Here is a 22,109-nt window from a genome sequence, read left to right as displayed (position 1 = left end):
GGCGGAGCGTCTGGCAGCACATGCCCGGGGTCATCGGGCAGGGCCGGAGTCAGCAGCGCATGCTGAGGGTCGCGGGCAAAGGGCCGGGGTCAGCCGTCCCGTGCTCTGGACCGGTGCTGCCCGGCCTGCCGGGTGCGGCCCAGGGCCGTGGCCAGGTCCGCCAGGTGGTGCGCCACCGGGCCGAGCGTCAGCACGCCACTGCCCGCCCCGGCCAGCTCCCCTTCGGCGGGAAGCAGTTCGGCGTGGACGCGTTCCATCGTCCGGCGGTCGCCGAGAGCCAGCGCCGCCCGGCCGGTGAGACACCACAGGGCCTCCATCAGCAGGTCGCGGGGTGGCTCCGGCGTCTCGCGCAGTGTGCTGGCGGCCTCGCGCCGGCGGCCCTGTGACAGGAGCACCAGTGGGCGGATCCAGGGCTCGTACGGGCCCCAGTCGGCCTGCGTGCTGTCGCTCCACGCGCTCAGCTCCCTGGTCCACGCGAAAGCCGACACCTCCGGCCCCCCGCCACCACCCTCTCCGCCGTCCTGGAAGGCGGGCAGGCCGGTCTGTACGGGCAGACCAGTGTCGAGGCTGTCGAGGGCGCCGTCGCGGTCCGTGGGCAGCACGGCGGGCGGGCCGGTGGGGAGGCCGGTGGAACTCGGGTGGGGCCGCCGGCCGCCGTGGACGTGGGCCGGACCCCGCATCCCGTACCGCAGGCGTGCGCACAGGAGGGCCAGCGGCAGCAGGCCGTCTTCCAGGCCCGGCATCCCGGAGCCGTCCAGCAGCTCGGCGGCCTGCCGGTAAGCCGCCTCCACCCGTCCGAACGGCGCCCGCCCCGTCTCGGCCAGGCGCGTGGCCCGGTACCAGCGGGTGAACACGCCCGCCAGTGGAAGTTCGTGCCGTCCCGCGAGCCCGTCCACGGCCGCCGCGTGGCCGTCGGCGCCGGTGAGGTCACCGAGCCCGGCGCGGGCCTGCATCCGGACCAGGTGGCCCAGCACCTCGTAGGTGACCAGGCCGTGCCGGGCCGACAGCGCGACCAGCTCGGCGCCGAGGCCGTCACGGCGGCCCGCCAGACCGGTCCGGTCGAAACTCTGCATGAACACGCCGTTCAGGGCGAAGGCCAGCAGCCCCGGGTCCTGCAGGCTGCGAGAGATGTCCTCCGCCTGCCGGGCGGCAGAGGGGCCGCGCGTCAGGCGGCTGCCGCGTGACTCCAGGGCGATCGTGGCCAACAGCCGCGCCCGGGCCGCCTCGCATCCGCTGGCCGGAAGCGCGCCCAGGGCGCGTTCGGCGGCTGCGATCACGTGCGCCGCCTGGCGGGGGTCATCGGAGCGGGTCCAGATGGCCGGGACGTCGTAGGCGCCGATCACCCGGGCGGTCAGTTCGGCGTCGCCCAGCTCTTCGGCGGCGGCGATGGCGGCGACGCGGTGCTCGCGTGCCGCCCGCAGGCCGCCCCCGCCGGTCACCGCGAGGTTGCGCAGCAGAGCGACCGTGGACTCCAGGCGGGCGCGGGCCCCTGGGGCGACGGCGCGGTCGTAGAGGGCGGCGGCCCGGGCCCACACGCGGTCCGCCGTCTCCGCGGAGCCAGGATCGGGATCGGTGCCAGGAAGGGGGCGAGGGATGGCACCGAGAAGGCCATGAGTGGTGCCGAGGACGGGGCCAGCAGCGGCGCCAGGGGTGACAGCGGGGGTGACAGCGGAGGTGACAGCGGAGGTGAGGGCAGCGGTGGTGTCGAGGCCGGCGGGGTGCAGGTGATCGGCCTGGTGGAGGATGTCGGTCTCCAGCCGGCGCAACGCGGGGCCGGGGTCCACGCCGAGCTGTTCGACGAGAAGCGTGCGGGCACGGCGGAGCACGGCCAGCGCCTCACCCTGCCGGCCGGTGCGGTACAGCGCCAGCCCCAGCAGCCGCCACCCTTCCTCACGCCACGGGTGCTCGGCCACGTGAGCATCGAGGTCCGGAACCGTTTCGGCGGCCAGACCGAGGCTCAGGCGGGCGTCGGCGAGCCGTTCGACGGCGTGCAGCCGCAGCTCGGCGAGGCGGGAGCGTTCGGCGCGAGCCCAGTCCTGGTCGGCGAAGTCGGCGTAGGCGGGGCCGCGCCACCACCCGAGCGCCTCCCGCAGCCGGCTTGCGGCGCGGTCCGGTGGCAGGGCCGTCGTGGTGGTGACCGCGTGTTCGAAGCGCCAGGCGTCCACGTCCCGCGCCGCCGCGCGCAACGCGTACCCGGGGCCTTCGGTGACCAGCAGCGTGGCGGGGGCGCGGGGTGGCCGTGCGGGTTCCAGGGCGCGGCGCAGGGCCGCGACGAACGTCCGTACGGCGCTGATCGCACCCTGGGGAGGGTCGTCCCACAGGTCGTCGACGAGGTGGGTGACGGGGACGACGCGGCGGCGGGCGACGATGAGGCGGGCCAGGACGGCGCGGTGGCGTGGCCCTCTCAGGGCGACGGGGTCCTCGGCGGCGTCCCAGGCCGTCACCGGTCCGAGAACCCCGAACGTGACCCCCACCTCGCCGTCCTCCCACTCGCCGCTCGCCGCGCCCCCTGTTGAGCCATTCCGCCCGGCCATCCTCACGAGCCGTCGCTCGCCGGGGCGGCCACGCCCGCCTGTCCACCCGGCGCATACACCCGGCTGACCGCCCGCACGACCACGACCGCCCGACCGCCTGCACAATGTACGACCCCCACCGCCCACCCGCACGGCCGTGCATCGTGCGGTGCTGGTCGACGCTTCTCTCGTCACGGTAGCGCGCTGACCGGATGCTCATTCACGCCCGCCAGGCTGGGGGGCGACCACTCAACCCGAGGAGAGAGGCGTCCCGCCATGCCGCACACCATCAACGGCTTCGACTACCGGCGCGTCCCTGTCGCCGACGGGCTGTCCCTGAACGTGGCCGTCGCCGGTTCGGGCAGTCCCGTCATGCTGTTGCACGGCTTCCCACAGACCCACCTGATGTGGCGGCACGTCGCCGCGGACCTGGCCGCTGATCACACCGTCATCTGTCCCGACCTGCGCGGGTACGGGGCCAGCGACAAGCCCGCCGTCACCGGCCCCGGCACCTATGCCAAACGGGCGATGGCGGCCGACGTCGTCGCCCTGGCGCGCGCTCTGGGACATGAACGGTTCGCGCTGGCCGGTCACGACCGGGGAGCGCTGGTGGCCTTCCGCGCCGGGCTCGACCATCCGGCGGCGATCAGTCATCTCGCCTGCCTGGACGTGCTGCCGACGCTCGACATGTGGGAGGTGATGCACGGCCTGGGCGCGGCGGTGGGCTTCCACCTGTATCTGATGGCCCAGCCGCCGGGCCTGCCCGAGCAGATGATCGCCGCGAGCGCGGACGCCTTCTTCGGGTATTTCCTCGACATCTGGACGAGTGATCCCGCGGCGATCCCGGCCGACGTCCGTGCCGCGTACCTGCGGGCCTGCCGTGAGGCGGTGCCGTCGATCGTGGCCGACTACCGCGCCTCGGCGGGTGTGGACGTCGAGCATGACCGGGTGGACCGGGAGGCGGGCAACCGGCTGCGCATGCCGGTCGCTGTGCTCCAGCAGGACTGGGGTGCGGCGCTGGGGTTCGACGCCGCCGCGTTGTGGGGTGCGTGGGCGCCGGATCTGCGGCACACGACCGTCACCTGCGGCCACTTCATGGCCGAGGAGGCGCCGGCCGACGTCGCCGAGGCCCTGCGGGACCTGCTCACCCGCTGACCGGCCGGGCCCCCGCCCGGCCGGGGCTCCGGCGTGGCGGTCAGGCGGACGGATCGGCGTCGGCCGCCGCGCCCGGGGGAGAGGCGGCCGGGGGAGAGCCAGCCGGGGATGCGGCCGGGGATGCCGCCGGGGGAGAGGCGGCGCGCAGCAGCGGGTGGACGCGCATCGCGACCTCCAGCTCGCCCGGCAACTCGTCGCGGTAGCGGCCCAGGGTGGAAAGGTCACTGTGGCCGAGCACCCGCCGCACGGCGTCCATGTCGACCGCGTCGGCCAGCAGGTGGGTGGCCGTGGTGTGCCGTAACCCGTGAGGGGTGACCGTGCGGCGCTGCGCGGGGTCGACACGGGCCTGGACCCGGTCGATCACCCCTTGGACGTCGCCCCGGGCCAGCCGCCGGCCCCGCCACGACAGCAGCAGGGCCTTGTCGCTCACCGCGGCGCGGCCCCGCTCCAGGTAGGCGTCGAGCGACTCGGCCACGACGGCGGGCAGGGGGACGTCACGGGTGCGGCCGCCCTTGCCGAAGATGCGCCAGTAGCGGACCCCGTCATTGGTGAAGAAGTCCTCGACGTTGGCGCGGACCAGCTCTGACACGCGGGGCCCGACGGTGGCCAGCAGGAGCACGATCAGCGCGTCACGCAGCTCCATCCGCTGGTCACGGCGGCCTTCGCGGGGGGAACGCTCCAGGGCGCGGGCGGCGCCGACGAGGCCCTGGGCCTGCTCGCGGGTCAGCGCGCGGCGTTCGGGGCGCAGCCCGCCGCGTTGCCTGGCGGTGACGGTGGAGGCCGCCATGGGATCCACCTGGACCCAGCCGGCCAGGACGGCGTGTTTGAACAGGGTCGAGATGGAGCGGCGGAAGCGGGCCTGGGACGACGGCGACTGCGTGGAACGGGACGGCGATCCACCCGCCGGCCCTCCCACCGGGCTTCCCGCCGAACCTCCCGTGGTGGTGGCGGGCGGGCCGGCGGGACGGCGGCCGTCAGGTTTGCGGGCGAAGGCCAGCAGCACCGCGTCGACGTCTTCGCCTGTCAGGTCGTCGAGCACCCGCTCGGCCCCCGCCAGGGACACGAACGTCGCCACGTCACGCGCGTAGACCTCTGCCGTGGCCGGCGACAGCGCTCCGGTGAGCGTCTTGGCGCGCACCAGCTCCACATAGCGGTCAGCCGCCTCAGCCACGCTCACCCGGTCGAGCTCCGCAGGCCGCACCGTCCCCCCTCGTCTCGTGGACAGCGATCCGTACAAGATCCGGTGAAGACGGTAGCGGCCGGCACCGACAGAAACGCCGAGGCGCCCGGTCAGATGTCGCGGAAGGTCTCGATCCTGGCTCCGAGGGCGTTGAGGCGCTCCGCCAGGTCCTCGTAGCCGCGGTTGATCACGTACACGTTGCGCAGGACGGACGTGCCCTCGGCGGCCATCATGGCCAGCAGGACCACCACGGCGGGGCGCAGGGCGGGCGGGCACATCATCTCGGCGCTGCGCCAGCGGGTGGGTCCCTCGACGAGCACCCGGTGCGGGTCGAGGAGTTTCACCGACGCGCCGAGCCGGGTCAGCTCGGTCAGGTAGATGGCCCGGTTGTCATAGACCCAGTCGTGGATGAGGGTCGAGCCCTGCGCCGCTGCGGCGATGGCCGCGAAGAACGGCACGTTGTCGATGTTCAGCCCCGGGAACGGCATGGGGTGGATCTTGTCGATGGGGGAGACGAGCTTCGACGGGCGCACGGTCAGGTCGACGAGCCGGGTGCGGCCGTTGGCCGCCGCGTACTCGCCGCCCCGGTCGTGGTCGAGGCCCATCTCCTCCAGGACGGCCAGCTCGATCTCCAGGAACTCGACCGGCACGCGGCAGATCGTCAGCTCCGAGGAGGTGACGACGGCGGCGGCCAGCAGGCTCATCGCCTCGACGGGGTCCTCGGAGGGGGAGTAGTCGACGTCGCACTCGATGTCGGGGACGCCGTGGACGGTCAGCGTGGTGGTGCCGATGCCTTCCACCTTCACGCCGAGCTGCTCCAGGAAGAAGCACAGGTCCTGGACCATGTAGTTGGAGGAGGCGTTGCGGATGACGGTGACACCGTCGTGGCGGGCGGCGGCCAGCAGGGCGTTCTCGGTCACGGTGTCGCCGCGTTCGGTCAGCACGATGGCGCGTGACGGTGACACGGTCGGGTCGACGCGGGCGTGGTAGAAGCCGCCGGTGGCGGTGATGTCGAGGCCGAAGTGGCGCAGGGCCGACATGTGCGGCTGGACGGTGCGGGTGCCCAGGTCGCAGCCGCCCGCGTACGGGATGTTGAACTGGTCGGTGCGGTGCATCAGCGGGCCGAGGAACATGATGACGCTGCGGGTGCGGCGGGCGGCGTCGGTGTCCATCGCCTCGAGTTCGAGGCGGGCCGGGGGGATGATCTCCAGGTCGTTGCCCTCGTTGATCCAGCGGGCCCGCACCCCGATGGAGGCGAGCACCTCGAGGATGCGGTAGACCTCCTCGATGCGGGCCACCTTGCGCAGGATCGTCCGGCCGGAGTTGAGCAGCGACGCGCACAGCAGGGCGACGCAGGCGTTCTTGGACGTCTTGACGTCGATGCTGCCCGACAGGCGCCGGCCGCCGACCACGCGCAGGTGCATCGGGCCGGCGTAGCCGAGGGAGACGATCTCGCTGTCGAGGGCCTCACCGATGCGGGCGATCATCTCAAGACTGATGTTCTGGTTGCCGCGCTCGATGCGGTTGACCGCGCTCTGGCTGGTGGCGAGGGCGTCGGCCAGCTGAAGCTGTGTCCACCCGCGATGCTGGCGGGCGTCCCGGATCAACCGGCCGATCCTCACAAGGTAATCATCCGTCACAAGACCCGACCATATCTCACATATGAGATGCGACTGTGGCCGGTGCCCCCGACCCGCCGACGAGATCGCGGTGAGCGGCCAGATGCTCCGGCGTGGCCTCGGGCTTGTGCTTGAGCACGAACGCCTGACGCGCCGCGCGGAAGCCGTGCCGGTCGTCGAACATGTCACGGCTCATCTCGGCCAGCTCCTCCACCCGGTAGGCGTCCAGCGGCTTGCGCAGCTCGTCCTGCTCACGCGCCTCCCGCTTGGCGGCCAGCATCGCCTCGTAGCCCGGGTCCTGCGCCAGCCGTTCGGCCTCGGCCAGCACCGCCCGCTCGAAGTCGAGCCGCGGGCCGGGCAGCACCACGTCGGCCAGGCCCGTCGCGAGCGCCTCCGGCGCGCCGATGGGCAGCGCGTCGCGGGTCAGCCGCCGCGCCGTCGCCGCGCCCACCCGCCGCGGCAGCACGTACGTCCAGTACTCCGAGCCGAACAGCCCCATCGTGCGGTAGTGCGGGTTGAGCACCACCCCCTCGCGGACCAGCACCCGGTCGGCCCCCAGCCCCATCATCACGCCGCCCGCGCCCGCGTTGCCGCCCAGGGAGGTGACCACCAGCTGCCCGGTGCACTCGATGATCTGGCGGCAGACCTGGTTGATGGCGTTGATGTTCATCCACGCCTCCATCTCCGGGTGCCGCGCGGCCTCGATCACGTTGAGGTGGATGCCGTTGGAGAACACCTCACCGCCGCGGACCACCAGCACGCGGGTGTCCTGCGCGGCGGCGTAACGCAGGGCGGAGGCCAGGCGCCGGCACTGGTCGGTGGACATGGCGCCGTTGTAGAAGTCGAAGCTGAGCACGCCGACGTGTTCGCCCCGGTCGTAGGTGATCTCGCTGTAGCCGCTCACCTCGCCGGCGGTGGCGAGGTGCTCGCCGAGCACGGTGGCGGCGGGCAGCTTGACGGCGCCGGGTTCGTCGCGGCGCAGGTGGCCCACCCACACGGTGCCGTCGCCGGTGTGCACGAGCACCGCGCCCTCGCGTCGCCCCGCCACCGTGCCGGGCGGCCCGGACAGGGCCGGGCCGCGGTAGACGTCGAACACCCGCACCGGCAGGTCGCACAGCAGGGCCCGGCCGCCGGGCGCGCCGTCGGCGGCACGGACCCGCCGCAGCACCGCGTCGGTCGGCTCGTTCCAGGAGAACTGCCGGTCGGCGTGGCGCATGCCCGGCCGGAGCCGGCCGCGGACCTCGGGCCGGCCGTAGTCGAGGGGAGTGGGCAGGAAGGACGGGTCGGCCGCCTTGGCGGCCACCTCCAGGACGAGTTCGACGGCGGCGTCGGCGACGGGCCCGTTGTAGAGGGCGGACTTGCGGGGCGGTTCGGCCGGCATGGGGAAGGTGCGGTAGCCCCAGATGGGGCCGGCGTCCATCTCCTCGACGGCCTGCAGGGCGGTGACGCCCCATTCGGGTTCGGCGTCGAGGATGGCCCAGTCGAGGGAGGAGGGGCCGCGGTCGCCGGGCGGGCCGGGATGGATGATGATCGTCCGCTGGGTGCGCCACAGCCGGGAGGGGACCTTCTCCTTCAGGAACGGGCAGATCACCAGGTCGGGCTTGGCCAGCTGGGCGGCCTCCAGCATCACCTGCTCCGACAGTGCCAGCTCGACGCTGACGTCGTGTCCGGCCCGGCGCAGTTCCAGCCAGGCGCGCTGGGTGAGGCCGTTGAACGAGGAGCAGAGCAGCAAGATACGCAAGGGGGAGCTTCCTTCGGACGATCGGTCGAGCGGGGCGGGGGAGGGCCGCCGTGCGGGCCGGGCGGGGTCAGCCGGGCGTGCGCGGCGGGGGTTCGTCCCACCGGTCCCGCCACTTTCCGACCGTCCCATAAGACCCGTACATGTCTTGATGCTGACATGTACGGGCAAGCGGTGCTGACAGATCACCGCAAAAAGTGGCCCACTACGATGGCACTTGTCCGGTTTTGGGCGGATCTTGGGGGGGAAAATCGCGCCCCCACCGCCCGCGCGCGCCGCGCCTCACGAGACCGAAACCCGCCACCGACCGTACGGACCCGCCCCCTCAGCGCGACGGCACCGACGCGGCACGCCACCCCGCGACGGCCCGCCGCCCACCGCGACGCCCGCGACGCCCGCCGCCGGCGTCACCGGACGGACCTGACGCCGGCGAGGCGGCCGGGGCGCGGCGGGCGGGAACGCCAGCCGCACCCCCCGTGACATGGGCATTCAGAAGGCCCAAAGACCCTGCTCAGAGTGACTTCCGCTGCAAGCGCTCCCGGCGCCCGGATGCCCACACTGGTCCTACAGCCCGAAAAACCCATGGGCAATGATGGGAAGGGCGTCATGCCACAGCCTCAGCCGAAGAACACCTTGAGCCCGAAACCAGCCCGGCAAGGCCGACGGTGGTGGACAGCCGCGCGCTGGGCCACCCCCATCGCCATCGGACTCGCCCTCTACCTGCTGCCGCGGCCCGCGGCCGTCGAACCGGGCGGCTGGGCCGTGCTGGCCGTCTTCGTCGCCACCGTGCTCGGACTCATCGCACAGCCGATGCCGCTCGCCGCCGTCGCGCTGACCGGCCTCACCTTCACCATGATCACCGGCGTCCTGGAACCGGCGGTCGCGCTGAGCGGGTTCGCCGAACCCACCATCTGGCTCATCGTGGCCGCCTTCTTCATCTCCATCGCCGTCACCAAGACAGGACTCGGACGACGGGTCGCCCTGTGGTTCGTGGCCATGCTCGGCAGACGCAGCCTCGGCCTCGGCTACGGCCTGGCCCTGACGGACCTCATCCTGGCCCCGGCCACCCCCAGCAACACCGCCCGCTCCGGCGGAGTCATCTACCCGATCATCGCCTCGCTGAGCGAACAGGCCGGCTCGCGACCGAACGGCGAGACCCGCCGCCGGCTCGGCGCCTACCTGACGGCGACCGCGATGGGCGTCAACGTCATCACCAGCGCCATGTTCGCCACCGCCATGGCCGCCAACCCGCTGGTGCAGGAGTTCGCGGGAGCGCAGGGCGTCGAGATCAGCTGGCTGACCTGGACGGTAGCCGCGATCGTCCCCGGAATCGTCGCCCTCGTCGTGATCCCGGCCCTGCTGTACAAGGTGTACCCGCCCGAACTGCGCGACACCCCCGAGGCGCCCCGGGCTGCCCGCGCCCAGCTCGCGGAACTCGGCCCGATGACCCGACCCGAATGGATCATGGCGGGCGTCTTCGTGACCCTGCTGACCCTGTGGTCACTCGGCAGCCAGGTGTGGGGCCTGTCGGCCACCGCCAGCGCGTTCGTCGGCGTGGCGACTCTGCTCATCACCCGGGTGCTCACCTGGAACGACCTCGCCGGCGACAAGTCCGCGTGGACCACGCTGACCTGGTTCGCCGTCCTGGTGATGATGGCGGGGCAACTGCAGAAACTCGGCGTCATCGGCTGGTTCAGCACCACGATCACCGGTGTCGCGGGAGGCCTGTCGTGGCAGGTCGCGTTCGTCCTGCTCACCCTGGTCTACTTCGCCTCCCACTACGCCTTCGCCAGCAACACCGCGCACGTGGCCGCGATGTACGGCGCGTTCCTGGCCGCCGCCCTGGCCACCGGGGCCCCGCCGATGATGGCCGCGCTGGTGCTGGGCTTCATCAGCTCCCTGTACGGCGGGCTCACCCACTACTCCTCGGGCCCCGCGCCTGTCCTGTTCGGCAGCGGCTACGTCACGCTGGCCGAGTGGTGGCGCAACGGCGTGATCGTCGCCGCGGTCAACATCGTCGTGTGGATGGGCGTCGGCGCGCTCTGGTTCAAGATCCTCGGCTACTGGTGACGGCGCACGCTCGGGCGCATGAGGCCGCCGAATCAGTCAAACCAAACAGAATCCACCTTCTGTCCGGTATCGCGCTGTTTCGGGGGATCGAGGGTGGTTTCAGAGGCGGTTGACGAAGCGGGTGGCGGCGCGATGGCTCATGCCGGTCTCGCCGCGGACGAGGAAGACGGCCTCCTGGAGCTGGCCCATCGCCTTGAGCTCGCGGGCCTGGTCGACCAGGTCGGCACTGGGGGCGGGGCGGTTGCGGGGGCGCTGGGTGAGGCGGACGGCCACGATGATCAGGTAGATGATCGCGGCGGTCACGACCGCGGTGAGCGCGATCAGGCCCGGGGTGGAGATCGCCAGGCTGTGCATGCATTGATCGTAGCCTTGCCTTGACGTGAATGTCAGAGGGTGTTGACGGCATCCTGTGTCCGGGACGCTCCGCACCGGGTGGCGCCGAGGTGTCGGAGGTGTCTGCCGGGTCCTGTGAGCATGGGGTGACGAGAATCACGCTGTCGGTGATCGCCGGCGAGGCGGGTGGTGGTGCGCGGTGCGTGGAGCCGTCGATCGGGGCGTTCGCCCTTGCCAGGGCCACTGTTCGTAATTGCTCGATAATGAACATTATGTCAAGTAGGCTGGATTGTGACGCTGCGTGAGCATGACGGTTCGCTTGACCTTGAGTTGATTCGCTGTCCCCCGGCTCGGTCGCGGTTTAGTGTGGGAATCTGCTATCCGCGCCGCGAGAGGAGCAGCACGTGGGGACTCAGTCGGTCTTGTGCTCGGTGTGTCAGGGAGTTCTGCCCGCCACGGGCCGTGAGTCGTACACGGCGCTGCGGGGGCGGCTGATCGTGACCAACGGTTACTGCGCCGGCGGGTGCGCCGAGCGGCTGGCCGAGGCGGAGCGGGCGCGTGAGATGGCTCGGCCCGCGGCTCCGGCTCCGCAGCTGCCCCAGGCGCCGCACGCGCAGGGTCCGGCGCCGGTGCGGATGGCTCCCGTCCGCCTCTGACCTCTAGGTGAAGCCGGGGCCGCCGTGAGGTCGGGGCCGCTCCCCCGCGCCCGGGCAAGATCACAGGTGGCCCTCGGCGGTGTGCCAGTAGTCGCGGGTGCGTACGGCGAGGCCGTGGGCGTCGAAGCGGGCGAACACGCACCCGGCGAGCGTGACGGGGGTCCCGCGGTCGTCGTAGGCGTGCACCCGCCACTCGATGGCGGCCTGGTCGCCGTCCACGAGCGGCGGCGCGAACGTGACCCGCTCGATGGTCTCCCCCTCGAACGACCGGCGGATGTAGTCGGCGATGGCGGCCCTGCCCCGGTGCGGCGGGCGGAACGGCATCGAGACGTGTTCGGCGTCGGCCGCGTACAGAGTGGTGATGGCGTCGGCGTCGTGGTGGGTCCAGCCGCGCTGCCAGGTGTCGGCGAAGCGTCGTGCCGCCGTGACGGGATCCATGGTGATCATTATGGTGGCCCCTCCCCTCCCCCGGCGTACCCCGGCTGAGCATGGCTGAGCATGGCTGAGCCCGGCGATCCTCGGCGCCGAGGCTCCGGGGATCGCGGGTGTCAGAGGGACGGGGTCAGCGGGTGGTGGGCTCGTAGGGGTGGACGGCGGTGACCGCCTGCAGCGGGATGGGGCCGTAGACGTGCGGGAAGCCGCCTTCGACGCGCACGTCGAGGCCGGTGGGGTCGATCTCCAGGACGACCAGGGGCGCGGTCACGTGGCCGTAGTAGCTGGCCTGGACGCCGCGTAGCTGGTCGTGGTCGTGGCTGCAGTGGATGAAGCCCTCCTGGTCGAGGGTGCGGCCGAGGGTGGAGACGCGGTAGTCGCCGGTGGTGCGGGCGGCGTCCCAGTCGGTGGCCAGGGCCAAGTGCAGGATGGTCATGGTTTCCACTCGGTCTCGAGCATGGCGTAGATGACCTCGTCGGTCCATTCGCCCTTGACGCGTTCGTTCTGGACGAGGTGGGCCTCGCGGCGCATGCCGAGTTTGGCGAGGACGCGGGCGGAGGCGGTGTTGCGGCCGTCGAGGCGGCCGACGATGCGGTGCAGGCCGAGTCCGTCGAAGCCGAGGCCGAGCAGGGCGCGGCCGGTTTCGGTGGCGTAGCCGTGGCCGTGGTGGTCGGGGTGGAGGACGTAGCCGATCTCGCCTTGGCGGTGTTCTTTGCTGGTCCAGATGAGCAGGCCGTTGCCGATGACCTGGCCGCTGTCGCGCAGGGTGATGGCCAGGTCGAGGGCGTCGCCTTCGTTCTGCAGGGCGGTGCGGGTCGCCTTCTTCTGCAGGAAGGTGCGTACGGCGTCGAGGTCGCGGGGCTCCCAGTAGAGGTAGCGGGCGACGTCGGGGCGGGACTCGTAGGCGTGGACGGCGGGCAGGTCGTCGAGGGTGAGGGGGCGCAGCAGCAGCCGGTCGGTGTGGATCGGGTAGTCGGGTTTCAGCACGGGGGCAGTGTAGGGAACGGGTCATCGGGTGGGCGAGACGTTTTGCAGGGCGAGGAGGAGCAGGGTGCGGGCTTCGTCGGTGGGGCGGCGTTCGACGACGAGTTCGAGCCACAGGGCGGAGACGGTGGTGTAGAGCAGGCGGGTGCGGGGGTCGGTGGCGGGCAGGTCGAGGGTTTCGGCGAGGACGGTGAGGCAGCCGTCGCTCCAGCGGCGGGCGATGCGGCGCAGGGCGGGGTCGCGGCCGGCGTGGACGTACAGCTCCCACAGGCCGAGTTGGCGGGTGGGGTCGGCGGTGGCGACGAGGTCGGGCAGGGCGGTGAGGCCGTGGGTGGTGGTCCAGGTGCGCAGGGTGGCGAGTTCGGTGTCGACGAGCTGGTTGAAGGCTTCGGCGAGGAGCTGGTCACGTGAGGTGAAGTAGTAGGTGGTGGCGGCGAGGGGCAGGCCGGCGCGGGTGGCGACGGCGCGGTGGGTGACGGCGGCGAAGCCGCCTTCGGTGAGGAGTTCGACGGCGGCGTCGAGGAGCGTGGCGCGGCGTCGGCGGCCGCGTTCCTGGGTGGGGCGGGGTGGTGGGTGGGTGGTCAAGGGGTGCCTGCCAGGTTGAGGGCGATGACGCCGCCGATGATGAGGAGAATGCCGCCGATCTTGAGTGGGGTGAGGGTTTCGCCCATGAAGGCGGCGCCGATGAGGGCGATGGCGGCGGTGCCGGCTCCGGCCCAGACGGCGTAGGCGGTGCCCATGTCGAGGTGGAGTTTGAGTGCCTGGGCGAGGAGGGTGAAGGAGGTGATGTAGCCGAGGGCGACGGTGGCGGTCCAGCCGAGGTGGGTGAAGCCGTTGCTGAGTTTGAGTGCTGTGGTGGCGAGGACTTCGGCGGTGATGGCGAGGGCGAGCAGGAGCCAGGCCATGGTGGCCTCCTTGCGCGGAGTGGTACGTGCGTACCAGTTTATGGGGGTGGTGGGAGGCGGGGGGAAGCGCTTGAAAGGGAGTCGAATGCGTGTTCCACTGGAGGGTGTGGGTTGGGACGCGCTTTCGCTGGTGGACGCATCCGACGATCGTCCGCTGATCGAGCGGCGGGCGGTGTGGCGCGACGGTTTCTACGAGACGCAGGCCCGCACGATGATCGAGCGGGTGCCGCTGGCGGCGGGCGTCGCGCAGCGGTGGGCGGTCTCCCCCTACCGGGGGTGCGCTCATGCCTGCCTGGGCTGTGGCGCCCGGGCGGGGCACGCGAAGCTGGGGTTGGACACGGGCCGTGATTTCGACACCCGGGTGGTGGTCAAGCCCAACGCGGTGGAGCGGTTGCGGGCGGAGCTGGGGCGCTGGGCGGGTGAGCCGCTGGCGGTCGGCGTGACGGGTGACTGCTACCAGCCGGCCGAGGAGGTCTACCGGTTGATGCCGGGGGTCATCGGGGCGCTGGGTGAGGCGGCGGTGCCGTTCACCGTCTACACCAAGAGCCCGCTGGTGTTGCGTGACGCGGCGGTGCTGGCGGAGGCGGGGGCGCAGGTGGCGGTGTCGATCGCGTTCGTCGACGAGCGGATCCGGCGTGCGGTGGAGCCGGGCGCGGTGGGTGCGCAGGCGCGGCTGGAGCTGGTGTCGGCGCTGGTGGAGGCGGGGGTGGCGTGCCGGGTGCTGATGTCGCCGGTGCTGCCGCTGCTCAGTGACGCGGCCGACCAGCTGGCGGCGACGGTGCGGCGGATCGCGGCGACGGGTGCGGGTGCGGTGGAGCCGGTGGTGCTGCGGTTGCCGCCGGCGACGCGGGCCTGGTTCGTGGCGTGGCTGGGTGAGGCGCATCCGCGTCTGGTGGGTCGTTACGAGGAGCTGTACGACCGGGCGGGGTTGCCGTCGGCCGATTACGAGGGGCGCATCACGGGGCAGATCGAGCAGTTGTGCCGGCTGTACGGGTTGCGGTGCGGGGCGCCGGAGCCGGTGGTGCGGGGGCCGCGGTTCCCGCAGTTGTCGCTGGTCTGATCCGGGGCGTGCGGGCCGGGAAAACCGGTGGACGGCGCTGTTAGCGTGTCGGGCATGCAGATCATCGATGTGGATCGGTTCGTGGCCGACGGTTTCGTGAAGCTGGAGTCGGTGGTGCCGCGTGAGGTGGCTGATGAGGGGCGGGCGTTGTTGTGGCGGCGCATCGGCCTGTCCCCTGACGACCCGTCGGGGTGGCGGGAGCCGGTGGTGTGGACGGCGGATCTGACGGGTGAGGGGCCGTTCGGGTCGATGGTGCGGAGTGCGCGGCTGAGTGGTGCGCTGGATCTGCTGGCCGGTGCGGGCGGTTGGGTGCCGCGTGGGGCGATCGGCAACATTCCGGTGCGGTTTCCGCGGTTGCCGCCGGCTGGTGACTGCGGCTGGCACATCGACGCCAACACCGCTCTGCCTGACGGGGCGTGGGGGGTGAGCGGGCGGCCGGAGACGATGCTGGTGTTGTTGTTGCTGTCGGAGGTGGGGGCGGACGACGCGCCGACGCGGATCCGGGTGGGTTCGCAGCGGGATGTGGCGGGGGTGCTGCCGGTCGGTGAGGTGCTGGATCCGTTCGTGGCGGGTCCGTTGGTGGACGAGGCGAGCCAGGGGCGGCCGTTGGCGTTCGCGACGGGGGTGCCGGGTGATGCGTATCTGGTGCATCCGTTCACGGTGCACGCGGCGCAGGCTCATGCGGGTACGCGGCCGAGGTTCATGGCGCAGTTCCCGGTGCCGTTGACGGCTCCGCTGGATGCGGGGGCGGGGACGCCGCTGGCGCGGGCGGTGTGCGGCTGAGGGTGCGTTTCTGTGTCGCCGCAGGTGGGAAGGGCGCTGCTTGGGTGGCGCTCCCCCGTGCGGTGAGCGGTCCGGCTCGCCGGGGGGCGCCGGGAGGAGCCGGGGGCATGGGGTTCGAGGAGCTGAAGAAGCGGCAGAGCGTGGTGTGGGGTGCGGGTCCGTACGAGCGGCTGCCCGAGCATTACCGGCCGTTGCTGGATCATGTGGCGGCGGTGGCGGGGGTGCGGCCCGGGGAGCGGGTGCTGGACGTGGCCACGGGCACGGGGGCGTTGGCGGTGCGGCTGGCGCGGGCGGGTGCGGAGGTGACGGGGGTCGATCTGGCGCCGGCGCTGGTGGAGACGGCGCGGCGGCTGGCGGCTGAGGAGGGGCTGTCGATCCGGTACGAGGTGGGTGACGCGGAGGCGTTGCCGTACGGGGATGCCGCTTTCGACGTGGTGGTGTCGAGTGTGGGGTCGATCTTCGCGCCGGATCATGGGGCGGTGGCGCGTGAGCTGGCGCGGGTGTGCCGGCCGGGTGGCCGGTTGGTGCTGGGTCATTGGAGTGCGGAGCGGGGGGTGGTGGACATGTTCCGGGTGATGGCGGCGTTCATGCCGGAGCCGCCGCCGGGTGTGGGGTCTCCGTTCCGGTGGGGTGATCGTGCGTATGTGGAGGAGCGTCTCGGGGAGGCGTTCGCGTTGCGGTTCGAGGAGGGGGACGCGCCGCAGGTGTCGGGGTCGGGTGAGGAGGTGTGGGAGCTGTTCTCGACGGTGTACGGGCCGACGCGGGTGCTGGCGGAGGGGTTGGGGCCGGAGCGGCGGGAGGAGTTGCGGCGGGCTTTCGTGGGTTTCTACGAGGGTTTCCGGGTGGGTGACGGGGTGCGGCAGCCTCGTCCGTACCTGGTGGTGGTGGGAACCCGGCGGGGTGCGGGGGTGGTCTAGCCTGAGCGGATGATGATCCGTGAGGGTGGCGTGGGTGATGTCGGCGCGGTGCTGTCGATGTTCGACGGTGCGGTCGAGTTCCTGGTGGGTCGTGGCCGGGAGGGCCAGTGGGGCAGCCGGCCGTTCACCGGTGATGAGCGGCGGACCGAGCAGGTGCGGGGCTGGGCCGAGGGTGGCGGGATGCGCATCGCCGAGGTGGAGGGTGCGCCGGCGGGGTGTGTGGTGGTGGGGGCGGCGCACGGGTATGTGCCGGCGGCGGTGGAGCCTGAGTTGTATGTGCAGGCCTTGGTGATCGACCGGCGGTTCGCGGGCCGTGGGGTGGGGCGTGCGCTGCTGGAGTGGTCGGCCGATGAGGCGGTGCGGCGCGGGGTGGGGTTGCTGCGGGTGGACTGCTATGCCGGTGGTGATGGGCGGCTGGTGCGTTACTACGAGGAGTGCGGGTTTGCGCGGGTGGCGCCGTTCTCGGTCGGTGAGTGGCCGGGGATGGTGCTGGAGCGGCGGTTGTAGGGCTGGGCGCGGGGTTGGTGTCCTGGCGGCCGGTGCGGCGGTGCGGCCGCCAGGGTGGGGCCGGGTCACGGCTCCTTGATGGCGCTGCCCTTCTTCCACTGGTTGAAGGACATCTGCCAGAAGCCCCAGCCGTTGTTCCATTCGAGGGCGCGGTCGGTGCCGGTGATGTCGACGACGTCGCCGCGCTGCATGGTGTCGTGGAACCATTTGGCCTGGTCGGGGCGGGCGTTGACGCAGCCGTGGCTGACGTTGCGTACGCCTTGGGCCCAGACGTTGTCCTTGGCGTGGACGTATTCGCCGGAGTTGGAGATGCGGACGGCGTGGTTGATCATGACGTCGTAGTAGCCGGGGTCGCCCTTCTTGCGGCCCGGGGAGATCATGCGGACGGGGTTGGCGCGCTCCATGGTGAGGTGGACGCCGGAGGTGGTGGTGTATTCGCGGGTGGTGCCCATGCCGGCGCTGATGCGCATGGTCTTGACGCGTTTGCCGTCCTTGTAGACCCACATCATCTTCTTGTCGACGTCGACCTTGCTGATGACCTTGGCGCCGATGGTGAGGGTGGTGTCGTAGTCCTCGACGCCGTAGGTGTCTTTGCCGGCTTTGACGCCGGACAGGTCGGCGGTGAAGGTGACTTTCTGGTGGGCGGGCCAGTAGGTGGCGGTGCGGTAGATGACGACGGTGTCGTTGATCCATCGCCAGGCGCCCTTGACGGGTTTTTCGGCTTCGACCTGGAGGGCGCGTTCGACGGCGGCCTTCTCGGTGACGGGCTGGTTGAAGGTGACGATGATGGGGGCGCCGACGCCGATCTTCTCGCCCTTGCGGTTGGGGGTGACGTCGGCGACCTTGAGTTCGCGTTCGGGCTTGAGGGTGGTGAACTGGCCGGCGGTGGTGGTGGTGCCGGCTTTGGCGGTGACCTTGTAGGAGGTGGCGGGCTGGAGGGTGCCCTTGCTGATCCAGCGGGTCTTGTCGGCGTTGTACGCGCCGGTGACCTGGTCGTCGCCGCCTTCGATGGTGACCTCGTCGAGCGTCCCCCCGGCCGCGGTGACGACGATCTTCTTGTCGGGGCTGACCTTCTTGCTGCCTTCGGCGGGTGTGATGGTGATGGTGGGTGCCTGGGGGGTGGCGGAGGTGGTGGCGTCGGGCGCGCCGGAGCCGCCCGTGACGGGGTTGCCGCCCGAGCATGAAGCCGTCAGGGCGGCTGCGGCCAGCAGTGCGATGCCGGCTGTGGGCTTGCTCCAGCGTGGCGCGATGTTCAAGACAGTCCTCTCCCCCATGGCAGCAAAGTGCTCCCAAAAAACCTTAATGCTCGTACATGTATGACGCGGAATCATTTGGGAGAGTTCGGTCACGTTTCCATCACTTGTTGAGGTCATTCGCAGGTCAGGCGACGTCAACAAGTGGTAAGGGGGCCGGTTGTGGCGGCGGGCGTGCGGTCAGCGCGGGGCGGGGCGGTCGGCGAGCCGGTGGGTGAGGCCGGTGTGCCTGCGGCCGGCGCCCTTGGTGCGGATGGCCTGGGCCAGGGCACGGCGGGAGCCGACGATGACGACGAGGCGCTTGGCGCGGGTGATGGCGGTGTAGAGGAGGTTGCGCTGGAGCATCATCCAGGCGCTGGTGGCCAGGGGGATGACGACGGCGGGGTATTCGCTGCCCTGGGAGCGGTGGATGGAGACGGCGTAGGCGTGGGCGAGTTCGTCGAGCTCGTCGAAGGCGTAGTCGACGTTCTCGTCCTCGTCGGTCAGGACGGTGAGTTTGTGTTCGTCGGGGCGGATGTCGGCGACGATGCCGACGGTGCCGTTGAAGACGCCGGCGGCGCCCTTGTCGTAGTTGTTGCGTAGTTGGGTGACCTTGTCGCCGATGCGGAAGACGCGGCCGCCGTAGCGGCGTTCGGGCATGCCGTCGCGGGCGGGGGTGAGGGCTTCCTGCAGGGCGGTGTTGAGGGCGGCGGCGCCGGCGGCGCCGCGGTGCATGGGGGCCAGGACCTGGATGTCGCGGCGGGCGTCGAGGCCGAACTTGCGGGGGATGCGGCGGGCGACCACGTCGACGGTCATCCGGGCGATGTCGTCGGGTTCCTCGCAGGGGAAGAGGAAGAAGTCCTTCATGCCTTCCAGGACGGGGTGGCGGCCGGTGTTGACGCGGTGGGCGTTGACGACGACGCCGGATTCCTGGGCCTGGCGGAAGATCTGGGTGAGGCGTACGCGGGGGATGTCGTCGGCGGCGAGCAGGTCCTTGAGGACCTCGCCGGCGCCGACGGAGGGGAGCTGGTCGACGTCGCCGACGAAGAGCAGGTGGGTGCCGGGTGCGACGGCTTTGACGAGTTTGTTGGCCAGGAGCAGGTCGAGCATGGAGGCTTCGTCGACGACGACGAGGTCGGCGTCGAGGGGGTTGTCGCGGTCGAAGGTGGCCTCGCCGCCGGGGCGTAGTTGCAGGAGGCGGTGCACGGTGGTGGCGTCGTGGCCGGTGAGTTCGGCCAGCCGTTTGGCGGCGCGGCCGGTGGGTGCGGCGAGGATGACGCGGGCGCGTTTGGCGCGGGCGAGGGTGACGATGGAGCGGACGGTGAAGCTCTTGCCGCAGCCCGGCCCGCCGGTGAGGACGGCGACCTTCTCGGTGAGGGCGAGGCGGACGGCCTGGCGTTGTTCGGGGGCGAGGTCGGCGCCGGTGCGTTGGCGTAGCCAGCTCTCGGCGCGTTCCCAGTCGACGTCGGTGAAGGTCTTGAGCCGGTCGTGGCCGCTGCGCAGCAGGGTGAGCAGGCCGGTGGCGAGGGACACTTCGGCGCGGTGGAAGGGCAGGAGGTAGACGGCGGGGACGGTGTTGTCGCCGGCGGGGACGGCCTCGCGGATGACGCCTTCGTCGGCGACGAGTTCGTCGAGGCAGGTGGTGACGAGGTCGGCGGGCACGTCGAGGATCTTGACGGCGTCGGCGACGAGGTTGGGGGCGGGCAGGTAGCAGTGGCCGTCGTCGGCGGCCTGGGACAGGGTGTAGCGCAGGCCGGCTTTGACGCGTTCGGGGCTGTCGTGCGGGATGCCGACGGCCTGGGCGATGGTGTCGGCGGTCTTGAAGCCGATTCCCCAGACGTCGTCGGCGAGTTTGTAGGGGGTGGTGCGGACGACGGTGACGGAGGTCTCGCCGTACTGCTTGAAGATGCGCACGGCGATGGAGGTGGAGACGCCGACGCCCTGCAGGAAGATCATTACCTCTTTGATGATCTTCTGTTCGTCCCAGGCGGCGGCGATCATCTTGGTGCGTTTGGGGCCGAGGCCGGGCACTTCGACGAGGCGTTCGGGGCTCTGCTCGATGACGTCGAGGGTGTCGGTGCCGAAGTGGTCGACGATCCGTTCGGCCATCTTCGGCCCGATGCCCTTGATGAGGCCCGAGCCGAGGTAGCGGCGGATGCCCTGCACGGTGGCGGGCAGCACGGTGGTGTAGGACCACACCTCGAACTGGCGGCCATAGCGGGGGTGTGAGGTCCAGCGTCCGGTCAGCCGCAGGGATTCGCCGACCTGGGCGCCGAGCAGCGGGCCGACGACGGTGAGCAGCTCGGAGCCGGAGCGTTCGGTCGCCACCCGGGCGATCGTGTAGCCGGTCTCCTCGTTGGCGTAGGTGATGCGCTCGAGTACGGCGTCCAGTGCCACGCCTGGGGGGTGGTCCGCGCCTGCCTTCACCGCAACCTCTCCGTCCGCCTCTCCCGGGCCAGCGTAGAGCACCTGCCGGCGCTCGGGGCGGCGTGGGGACGATCATCGTGGGTGGCGGGTGGGCCGGCGCTAGGCTGTGCGGCCATGGACGCAGGGCGCGGAGCGAGCGAGAACGGGACGGGCCACTCCCCCGAGGGCACGGCGAACGGCACAGCGGACGGCACGGCAGGTGGCGTGGTGGGGGCCGGTCCGCGGGAGGGTGGCGTGGGCTGGGTGGGGGCGGCGACCGGGCGGGCGCTGCTGCGGCGGCTGGCCGTCGAACAGGCGCAGAACCGGGTGCCGTCGATCGTCGCGGCGGTCGTGCGTGACGGCCGCGTCGCCTGGTTCGGGGCGCGGGGGCTGGTGGAGGGTGAGCGGCCGACCTGGCGTACCCAGTACCGGCTGGGGTCGATCACCAAGTCGCTGGTCGCGGTGGTGGTGATGCGGCTGCGTGACGAGGGCCGGCTCGACCTGCTCGACCCGGTCGGCCGGCATCTGCCCGAGACGCTGATGGGTGAGGTGACGGTGGCGCAGTTGCTGTCGCACACCGGCGGGCTGACCGCCGAGCCGCCGACCGGGTGGTGGGAGCGCACGCCCGGCGTCGCGGTGCCCGAGCTGATGGCGCGGCTGGACGGCGGGCACGTCAGGCATCGGCCGGGCCGCCGCTACCACTACAGCAACGTGGGGTACGCGCTGCTGGGCGAGCTGGTCGCCCGGCTGCGGGGGGTGCCGTGGCTGGAGGCGGTGCGCGAGGAGGTGCTGGAGCCGCTGGGGATGCGGGCCACGACCGAGCGGCCCCGGGTTCCGCACGCGACCGGTTATGCCGTCCATCCGTACGCCGACGTGCTGCTACCGGAGCCGGAGCATGACGCGGCGGCGATGGCGCCGGCCGGGCAGTTGTGGTCGAGTGCCGCGGACCTGGCGCGGTGGGCGGCGTTCTGCGCGGGTGAGACGGGGGGTGTGCTGGCGGCGGAGACGCTGGCGGAGATGCGGGAGCCGGCCACGGTGGACGACGGTGACGCCTGGACCGGCGGGTACGGGCTCGGCCTGCAGCTGACCCGGCATGCCGGTCGCCGGCTGGCGGGGCACACGGGGTCGATGCCGGGGTTCCTGGCGACGGTGTGGGCGGATCCGGCCGACGGGGTGGGGGTGCTGTATCTGGCCAACACGACGTCGGGGGTGAGCCGTTCGCTGACGGTGGATCTGCTGGACATCCTGGAGGAGTACGAGCCGCGGCTGCCTGAGGAGTGGGCGCCGTCGGCGGTCGATCCGGGGTTGCTGGCGTTGACGGGGTTGTGGCACTGGGGGCCGACCCCGTACACGTTGCGGCTGCTGCCGGGCGGGTGGCTGTCGCTGGCGCCGGTCGGCGGGGGTGGCCGGGCGTCGAGGTTCGTGCCGCGCGCGGACGGGACGTGGGTGGGGTTGGACGGCTACTACGCGGGTGAGACGCTGCGGGCGGCGGCTGATCACCTGGATGTCAACACGTTCGTGTTCACCCGGGCTCCGTACGACGGGGACGCGCCCGTGCCGGGCGGGGTGGCGGGGTGGCGGACCTCCGGCGAGGGCTGAGGTCGCGTCCGGGGCGGGCC

At 71.9% G+C, this 22,109-nt stretch carries 20 protein-coding genes; 8 read left to right on the top strand and 12 right to left on the bottom strand.

The window, feature by feature from the left end; translation table 11 throughout:
- Positions 1–89 precede the first annotated feature (89 nt).
- Positions 90–2,474, bottom strand: a complete 2,385-nt coding sequence (locus CXR44_RS30215) for an AfsR/SARP family transcriptional regulator (protein ID WP_245899573.1) — start codon at positions 2,472–2,474, stop codon at positions 90–92.
- Positions 2,475–2,789: 315 nt separating this feature from the next.
- On the opposite strand from CXR44_RS30215, the gene CXR44_RS30210 reads away from it, so the two are divergent.
- The gene (locus CXR44_RS30210) at positions 2,790–3,668 is read left to right on the top strand and encodes an alpha/beta fold hydrolase (RefSeq protein ID WP_101789552.1); all 879 of its coding nucleotides are present in this window, start codon (positions 2,790–2,792) and stop codon (positions 3,666–3,668) included.
- Positions 3,669–3,708: 40 nt separating this feature from the next.
- Here CXR44_RS30210 and CXR44_RS30205 read toward each other — a convergent pair whose 3' ends face one another.
- From CXR44_RS30205 to CXR44_RS30195, 3 genes are all read right to left on the bottom strand, one after another.
- A complete protein-coding gene (locus CXR44_RS30205; protein WP_101789551.1) occupies positions 3,709–4,869 on the bottom strand; it encodes a tyrosine-type recombinase/integrase in 1,161 nt (386 codons plus the stop codon).
- An 89-nt stretch (positions 4,870–4,958) separates the two neighbouring features.
- A complete protein-coding gene (locus CXR44_RS30200; protein ID WP_245899571.1) occupies positions 4,959–6,455 on the bottom strand; it encodes a UDP-N-acetylglucosamine 1-carboxyvinyltransferase in 1,497 nt (498 codons plus the stop codon).
- Positions 6,456–6,504: 49 nt separating this feature from the next.
- A complete protein-coding gene (locus tag CXR44_RS30195) occupies positions 6,505–8,208 on the bottom strand; it encodes an enoyl-CoA hydratase-related protein (RefSeq protein ID WP_101789549.1) in 1,704 nt (567 codons plus the stop codon).
- A gap of 630 nt (positions 8,209–8,838) precedes the next feature.
- On the opposite strand from CXR44_RS30195, the gene CXR44_RS30190 reads away from it, so the two are divergent.
- Positions 8,839–10,275, top strand: a complete 1,437-nt coding sequence (locus CXR44_RS30190; RefSeq protein ID WP_219602039.1) for an anion permease — start codon at positions 8,839–8,841, stop codon at positions 10,273–10,275.
- Between the two features lie 99 nt (positions 10,276–10,374).
- Here the strand turns inward: CXR44_RS30190 and CXR44_RS30185 are convergent, their stop codons facing one another.
- Positions 10,375–10,629 carry a hypothetical protein gene (locus CXR44_RS30185; RefSeq protein WP_101789547.1) on the bottom strand — a complete coding sequence of 85 codons (255 nt, stop codon included), beginning with the start codon at positions 10,627–10,629 and terminating at the stop codon, positions 10,375–10,377.
- Between the two features lie 383 nt (positions 10,630–11,012).
- On the opposite strand from CXR44_RS30185, the gene CXR44_RS30180 reads away from it, so the two are divergent.
- Positions 11,013–11,264, top strand: coding sequence for a hypothetical protein (locus tag CXR44_RS30180; protein ID WP_101789546.1), 252 nt, complete (start codon positions 11,013–11,015; stop codon positions 11,262–11,264).
- Positions 11,265–11,324: 60 nt separating this feature from the next.
- Here the strand turns inward: CXR44_RS30180 and CXR44_RS30175 are convergent, their stop codons facing one another.
- The 5 genes from CXR44_RS30175 to CXR44_RS30155 all read right to left on the bottom strand — a co-directional run bounded on the left by CXR44_RS30175 (position 11,325) and on the right by CXR44_RS30155 (position 13,585).
- Positions 11,325–11,702, bottom strand: coding sequence for a nuclear transport factor 2 family protein (locus tag CXR44_RS30175; RefSeq protein WP_101789684.1), 378 nt, complete (start codon positions 11,700–11,702; stop codon positions 11,325–11,327).
- 124 nt (positions 11,703–11,826) lie between these two features.
- Positions 11,827–12,132 (bottom strand): DUF952 domain-containing protein, encoded by a 306-nt coding sequence (locus tag CXR44_RS30170; RefSeq protein ID WP_101789545.1) that lies wholly within the window; start codon positions 12,130–12,132, stop codon positions 11,827–11,829.
- On the bottom strand, positions 12,129–12,683 hold the full coding sequence (locus tag CXR44_RS30165) for a GNAT family N-acetyltransferase (RefSeq protein WP_101789544.1): 555 nt from the start codon (positions 12,681–12,683) through the stop codon (positions 12,129–12,131). Before CXR44_RS30165 ends, CXR44_RS30170 begins: the two co-directional genes overlap by 4 nt.
- A 21-nt stretch (positions 12,684–12,704) precedes the next feature.
- Positions 12,705–13,265, bottom strand: a complete 561-nt coding sequence (locus CXR44_RS41805; protein WP_101789543.1) for a TetR/AcrR family transcriptional regulator — start codon at positions 13,263–13,265, stop codon at positions 12,705–12,707.
- Positions 13,262–13,585 (bottom strand): DMT family transporter, encoded by a 324-nt coding sequence (locus CXR44_RS30155; protein WP_101789542.1) that lies wholly within the window; start codon positions 13,583–13,585, stop codon positions 13,262–13,264. Before CXR44_RS30155 ends, CXR44_RS41805 begins: the two co-directional genes overlap by 4 nt.
- Positions 13,586–13,670: 85 nt before the next feature.
- Here CXR44_RS30155 and CXR44_RS30150 point away from each other — a divergent pair, with 85 nt between their 5' ends.
- The 4 genes from CXR44_RS30150 to CXR44_RS30135 all read left to right on the top strand — a co-directional run bounded on the left by CXR44_RS30150 (position 13,671) and on the right by CXR44_RS30135 (position 16,852).
- The gene (locus CXR44_RS30150; RefSeq protein WP_245899569.1) at positions 13,671–14,645 is read left to right on the top strand and encodes a radical SAM protein; all 975 of its coding nucleotides are present in this window, start codon (positions 13,671–13,673) and stop codon (positions 14,643–14,645) included.
- 54 nt (positions 14,646–14,699) lie between these two features.
- Entirely contained in the window at positions 14,700–15,428 is a 729-nt protein-coding gene (locus tag CXR44_RS30145; RefSeq protein ID WP_101789683.1) for a phytanoyl-CoA dioxygenase family protein, read from the top strand.
- A 107-nt stretch (positions 15,429–15,535) separates the two neighbouring features.
- Complete coding sequence (locus tag CXR44_RS30140) at positions 15,536–16,345, top strand: class I SAM-dependent methyltransferase (RefSeq protein WP_101789540.1); 810 nt, start codon at positions 15,536–15,538, stop codon at positions 16,343–16,345.
- Between the two features lie 9 nt (positions 16,346–16,354).
- Positions 16,355–16,852: a GNAT family N-acetyltransferase gene (locus CXR44_RS30135; protein ID WP_101789539.1), complete on the top strand. Its 498-nt coding sequence runs from the start codon at positions 16,355–16,357 to the stop codon at positions 16,850–16,852.
- 65 nt (positions 16,853–16,917) lie between these two features.
- On the opposite strand, the gene CXR44_RS30130 is transcribed toward CXR44_RS30135, so the two are convergent.
- The gene (locus CXR44_RS30130) at positions 16,918–18,108 is read right to left on the bottom strand and encodes a L,D-transpeptidase (protein WP_245899567.1); all 1,191 of its coding nucleotides are present in this window, start codon (positions 18,106–18,108) and stop codon (positions 16,918–16,920) included.
- A 177-nt stretch (positions 18,109–18,285) separates the two neighbouring features.
- Positions 18,286–20,481, bottom strand: a complete 2,196-nt coding sequence (recD2, locus tag CXR44_RS30125) for an SF1B family DNA helicase RecD2 (protein ID WP_245899566.1) — start codon at positions 20,479–20,481, stop codon at positions 18,286–18,288.
- Positions 20,482–20,625: 144 nt separating this feature from the next.
- Here recD2 and CXR44_RS30120 point away from each other — a divergent pair, with 144 nt between their 5' ends.
- The gene (locus CXR44_RS30120) at positions 20,626–22,089 is read left to right on the top strand and encodes a serine hydrolase domain-containing protein (RefSeq protein WP_101789536.1); all 1,464 of its coding nucleotides are present in this window, start codon (positions 20,626–20,628) and stop codon (positions 22,087–22,089) included.
- Positions 22,090–22,109: the final 20 nt, after the last annotated feature.

This window comes from Nonomuraea indica, assembly GCF_002850745.1.
Taxonomy (GTDB): Bacteria; Actinomycetota; Actinomycetes; order Streptosporangiales; family Streptosporangiaceae; genus Nonomuraea; species Nonomuraea indica.
This window is presented reverse-complemented; position numbering and strand designations above follow the sequence as displayed.